Origin of the sequence: uncultured Granulicatella sp., assembly GCF_963528195.1 — a bacterium.
Classification (GTDB): Bacteria; Bacillota; Bacilli; order Lactobacillales; family Aerococcaceae; genus Granulicatella.
Window position 1 is genome coordinate 1 of the sequence record NZ_CAURVN010000062.1, and the last position, 5,999, is coordinate 5,999.

Here is a 5,999-nt window from a genome sequence, read left to right on the forward strand (position 1 = left end):
AGACTTAATTTGGTGTTAAATTTGATTCACCAACAGAATTTGTCGATGAGCCTTTTTTTGGAGTTGATTTAAATTAGACATAATTAGGCTCTTTGTCAAATAGGGCTGATGAAACAATCTCAGTGAAGGCATTAAGTGACTGATGGTTACTTAATGCCATTTTTTGTTGGTTAATTAAGAAAAGTGAACTTAATATTATTGGTGTTACTGATAATATTATTTATAATGAAGTCAAGATGAGTGATACTAAGATGAGTTATGAAAGGATAAGATAATTAGTGTAGTTGATCAATTTTATAATGGGGAATCTTTGATAGATTTTTTTAAAACGCTTACCTTTTAGTTGTAATGTAGAATATTATTCGTTAGAATAAAGGTAAGCTGATACATTGAAATGAGAGACTAGTATCATATAAAAGGGATTTCTTGGTGTTTTTTTATTAGTTAGAATAAAATAATTGTGGAAACAGGAGTATTATATATGGAAAAGAAATCGTAAAGAAAATAATAATATAAAAATTACTAGAGTATGATGTAGAAAGGGTTAGATATCTAAATGGATTTTAATACATTAAAAGAACATATTAATTGTTACATAAATGAAGATCAAAGCAGTTATCAAATAAAAGATAATACTACAAAATTAAATAGAAAAGAAATCAAAGAATATTTTAAAGGGATTTCATATCCGTTCAAAAATGAAGTTGAGATTTCTACTTTTTTATCTTTTGTTAATTTACTTAAAGAATGGGGTATGAGCGAGGCTTTAATGTCAAAATATACAGATGATTTTCATTATGGATATATAATCCCACAAATAGGTAAGGAATTCGATTTAATTAGATTTGGAGAAAATTATAATATATCGATTGAATTAAAAAGTTCAACTACAATAGAAAAACAAAAGAAACAACTCGATAGGAATAGTTTTTATTTAAATTTTCTTGATATTTCAACGAAGTATTTTAGTTTTTCTCCAGAAATAAAAAGTTATTTAGAGTTTGATAGTGAGTTGGATACATTTAAAGAAGTTACACCTAGTGAATTCATAAAAGTTTTAGAGAATCAACAGGTAAAAATTCTTACCAAAACAGAGGTTGACAGTTTGTTTAATATAAAAAATTATTTAGTTTCTCCTTTTAACGATGTTAAGAAATTTCTTAATCAGAAATATTTTTTGAATGAAAATCAAGAAAACATTTTTAAATATATTTTAAATCCTGAAAGAAATGAAAGGGTATTTACGATTAAAGGAAATCCTGGTACTGGGAAAACGTTGTTAACTTATCATTCAGCAAAAGAATTAATAAAACATGGTTTTAAAGTTGTAATAATTCATGGGGCAAGATTAAATGATGGGCAAGTTGAGTTAAATAAAAATAATTTTATTATTAAAGCAATTAAGGAATTACAATCTATTTTAAATAATGCATCTTTCTATGATTATATTATTATTGATGAAGCACAAAGATTAAGAAATAATCAAGCTTCATTAATAGTCGATGCTATAAGGAATAATCTTAATACAAATTTTATTTTTTCTTATGATGGTAAACAAACATTAGATAAGTCAGAAAGTGATCAAACAATAGATAATATACTACAAAATTTACCCGAAGAATCAGCTAAAAATTTTAGTTTGAAAGATAAAGTTAGAACTAATCAAGAGTTGAATATTTTTATTAAAAATTTGTTTAAATTCCCTATTAATCAACCAATTGAAAAAACTAGTAATTTAAGTAGGAATATCCAGATTAAATATTTCAGTAATAAAGAGAGTGCAGATAATTATTTACGAGAAATGCAAAAATCAAAAGAGTGGGAGATTTTAAACTATTCAAAAAGTCTTTTCCGTAAAGAAAGTTTAGATTCTATACCTAGTTGTGGTAAAGTATCTCACGATGTAATTGGGCAAGAATTTAATAAGGTTATTATTCCTATGGATTTAAATTTTTGGTATCAAGAAGAAACGTTTGATGAAAAATCATTTATGATTTTATATGGAAGTAATACTTATTATCCAATAATAAAAATGTTATATCAAAATATTACAAGAACAAGAGAACAATTACAACTTGTAGTAATTGAAAATAAAGATTTATATTTGAAAATCACTAATCTATTAGAACAGTTTTAGTAACGTGAATTAATAGGTAAACGTTGTTATAAAAAATGAATAAGCTCTTTACTTATAGATTGTAAAATTTATCTAAAAAATAACAGTAAAAGGAGAAGCGTATATGGCACATTATGTAATAGTTGGTCATCCAGTACGTGAAAAAATGACAATAGAAGTAAAAGAATATCCGGGGAAAAAGTTTAATATAAGTATTGATAAAAGAAAAAATGAGGGGAAAAATGAGGATCTGTATGTTTTTGCATAGAATTTTTTGTACTCATTTTGCCATGCTAACAGCGCAATAACTAAAGAAATTAGAAATAAAGTTAAAGATAATGAATCTGTGTACTTTATATTCGTTGCAAAAATTGATAATAGTAGTGAAATTTTTGAAATAGATACAATTATTAAAGCGAAAGAAATTGTTGAATGGCCTGAAAAAGGTAACAGAAATAAAGAAAACTTATTTTTTATAGGAGATGATAATATCAAAAAGTATCATTTGCCTGCAATCATAAATGGAAATCTGCAAGAACATAATAGAAATAATTTGTATACGTGTATTGGGGGTGAAAATGAATCCTTTTTACCAATGATAAAGAATTTAGAAGATGAGTATATTCCCTATAGATTTAGTAAGGAGTTATCTGAAAAAATCGAACTAACGTTAACAAGAGGTAGTGAAGAATCTAAAGGATTTTATGTGGTAAAAGATACATCAAATCGTATTTGTATTAATGTTTTAAAGAAAGTGTATGAAGAAATAGAGAGATTACTAAATAGTACAGATAAAGATTGTATTCGCTTAAAGGGAACGATGTTGAAAGATAAAAGGGATACAAAGTAAACGAATAAGAAAGTAAAATTGGTTCTTTGTCAAATAGAGTTGACGAAAGAATTTTAGTGAAGGAATGAAGCAGCATCATGTTGCTTCATTCCTTTTTTAGTTGCTGGAGTAAATAGTTTGGATGCTTTTTTTATACAGTAAAATAGGATTGGTGAATTTTCTCCATCAACCCTATAAATTATAGAACCTAAATTATAGAACAATAATTTAAGATGAGTTAAAGTGATGAAGGCGTATTGGAGAACTCTAGTACACTTTTTTACTTAAGTACTTAAGAATATTTGAGATTTCAGTAGCAATAGCATATACTAATCTATATAAGGGAGGTATACTCAATGAACAAGTGGAAAGTAGGAGTACTATTATCCGTTTTTGGATTTCTAGGTGTTATGAATCCAGTTCAAGCTCAAGAAGGCAATGGAAACAAGATTCATTTTATTAACGTATCCCCAAAGAATCTTGGCAGTGATGCCATTCTACTAGAAAGTAATGGACACTATGCGATGATTGATACGGGAGAAGACTATGATTTTCCTGATGGAAGTGATGCTCGTTATCCTTATCGAGAAGGGGTTAATATAGATTATCGAAATGTGATGACAGAACGTGTCATGCGTCATTTGAAAAATGTGGGTGTAGAAACATTAGATTTTATTTTAATTACTCATGCTCATTCAGATCACATTGGGAATGCTGATGAGTTAATGGAGAATTTTAACGTCAATAAAGTTTATATGAAGCGTTATAGTGATAGTCGAATCACGGATAAGGAGAGACTGTGGGATAGTCAGTATAATTATGACAAAGTGTTAGCTGTGGCTAGTCAAAAGGGAATTCCAGTAATTCAAGATATTTCAAAAGAACAAGCGCATTTTTCTTTAGGGGATATGGACATTCAACTCTACAATTATGAAAATAAATATACGAATGGTCAATTAACACCAGTAGTAGATGATAATTCTAATTCAATTATTAGTGTGATTACGGTTAATGGTAAAAAAATCTTTTCAGCTGGAGATTTGAATAATCTAGATTATTTGAATGAAGATCGTTATGGTCCAATTATTGGAAAAGTCGATATGATGAAGTTTAATCATCATTTTGATGCTGAATTTTCGAATACGTATAATTTTCTACAAAATCTACATCCGTCTATTGTAGTTCAAACATCTAGTAATGATCCATGGAAAAATCATCAAGTTGCTACGGATGTTATTAATCAATTGAAGTCTTATGGCGCTCAATTAATTAAGGCAAGTAGTGCAGAATATGATGCGACCGTTTTTGATATTCGTACGGATGGTTTTACAAATATATCTACTCAATATCCGAAAATCCCAAACTTTACAGCGAAGTGGTATGTCGAAGATGATGTTTGGAAGTATCGATATGCAACAGGAGAACATGCAATTGGTTGGAGTGAAATTGCAGGTCGTTATTATTTCTTCAAAGGGAATGGCGCAATGCTAGAAAGCCAATGGAAGAAATGGCGTGGTCGTTGGTTCTACTTACAATATTCTGGAGAAATGGCAACAAAATGGAAGTTCATTAATGATTCGTGGTATTTCTTCAATATCTATGGTCAGATGGAAACCGGTTGGGCTAGTTCTGATGGACAATGGTATTATTTATCCAAAGATGGTGATATGCAAAAAGGTTGGAAATGGATTGATCAAGCTTGGTATTATTTTGCTGAATCAGGTGAGATGAAAACAGGTTGGATCAAAGATAAGGATAATTGGTACTATCTAAATAGTGATGGCAAGATGAAAACTGGAGAATTACAGTTAGATAAACAAGAGTACGTACTAGCTAATGATGGACATATGTTAACAGGCTGGAATGGAAACTACTATTATAAAACTTCAGGAGAGCGAGCAAAAGAAGCATGGACTGAAATCGATGGTAAGTGGTATTACTTCAAAGCCAATGGGGAATTAGTGAAGAATGGAAAAACTCCAGATGGCTACACGGTTGATTCAAAAGGTGTATGGTTAAAAGATATTCCTCAAGAAGTGAAGAAAGTTCAAAAAGAAACTGAAAAAGAGAGAACAACAGCCGTTGAGAATACATTGAAAAACAACTCTATTGAAAAAGATCATCGTAGAGAAAATGAAACTCATGATGCAAATCCATCATCCGTTTTGGAAAAACACTCGAATGAGGAAAATCATTCAACAAGTAATCCGAAACATTCAGTAGAGGAAGTGACTCCTACGACTTCTGGAACTCCAGAAACAGCTGCAGATAGTTCAAGGGTAGAAAAAGAAGTAGGTTCGAATGCGGATTCAGCTACAAATCTAAATCCAACTACAACTGCAACGGTCGGTGGAGAGAGATAGAGAAATAGTGAGATTTCCGAATAGGGGATAATTTATATGGTAGTAAATTAGTTAATAAGTTTTTAGATGTAAAAAGCCTAGTGAGATTTAGTAGTTGAATCTCGCTAGGCTTTTGCTTTGTACCTCAAAATTATTGGTATAATTTACACTGTTTTAGTAATAGACTAAAATCAATACAGCGTTTTTTTACTTGAAGTTGATGGTTTGAAAGAATACTATCATCAGAAGTCACTAATTGGTATAACTTTTCTGCTTTTTTCTTCAATACTTCTTGGTTTGAATTAATAAATCTTAATTGAGAGTTTAATAAATTTCTATAATTTTCATCAGGAATAGAATGGATATCTATTAAAATCAACTCGGTGTTTGGGATAGGAATCATGTTATTAAAGTTGATAGCCCCTTGATGCCCACTAGTAATTTTATGGAAATCAGCTCCGTTTTTCATTTTAATATGTTTTGGTTTTGGAGATGATAAAGGTGCAAAAAAGTTATTCCCATCTATAGTAAAGATAACTCCAACAAATGGACGTTTCGAATTTTTATTTTCAGGAACTTTTGAATCAAAACTTTTTATATAGTTTACATAATCATTTGTAACATTATATAATTTCATAAAACCTCAATCTAAAAAGAAAGGGAGATTTCTCTCCCTTTTGCTTTTTTATCACTCACTTAATGGTGGAGTATC

5 protein-coding genes are annotated in these 5,999 nt (G+C 29.5%); 4 read left to right on the top strand and 1 reads right to left on the bottom strand.

From position 1 onward, the window contains the following. The first annotated feature begins 556 nt into the window (after window positions 1-556). The 4 genes from RWR88_RS08390 to RWR88_RS08405 all read left to right on the top strand — a co-directional run bounded on the left by RWR88_RS08390 (window position 557) and on the right by RWR88_RS08405 (window position 5,308). The gene (locus RWR88_RS08390; protein WP_314451788.1) at window positions 557-2,137 is read left to right on the top strand and encodes a DNA/RNA helicase domain-containing protein; all 1,581 of its coding nucleotides are present in this window, start codon (window positions 557-559) and stop codon (window positions 2,135-2,137) included. Window positions 2,138-2,240: 103 nt separating this feature from the next. Continuing rightward, a complete protein-coding gene (locus RWR88_RS08395) occupies window positions 2,241-2,384 on the top strand; it encodes a hypothetical protein (RefSeq protein WP_314451790.1) in 144 nt (47 codons plus the stop codon). Window positions 2,385-2,462: 78 nt separating this feature from the next. Next, window positions 2,463-2,966 carry a hypothetical protein gene (locus tag RWR88_RS08400; protein WP_314451792.1) on the top strand — a complete coding sequence of 168 codons (504 nt, stop codon included), beginning with the start codon at window positions 2,463-2,465 and terminating at the stop codon, window positions 2,964-2,966. A gap of 335 nt (window positions 2,967-3,301) precedes the next feature. After that, complete coding sequence (locus RWR88_RS08405; protein ID WP_314451795.1) at window positions 3,302-5,308, top strand: MBL fold metallo-hydrolase; 2,007 nt, start codon at window positions 3,302-3,304, stop codon at window positions 5,306-5,308. A 130-nt stretch (window positions 5,309-5,438) separates the two neighbouring features. Here the strand turns inward: RWR88_RS08405 and RWR88_RS08410 are convergent, their stop codons facing one another. Continuing rightward, window positions 5,439-5,924 (bottom strand): type III toxin-antitoxin system ToxN/AbiQ family toxin, encoded by a 486-nt coding sequence (locus tag RWR88_RS08410; RefSeq protein WP_314451797.1) that lies wholly within the window; start codon window positions 5,922-5,924, stop codon window positions 5,439-5,441. Between the last annotated feature and the right edge of the window lie 75 nt (window positions 5,925-5,999).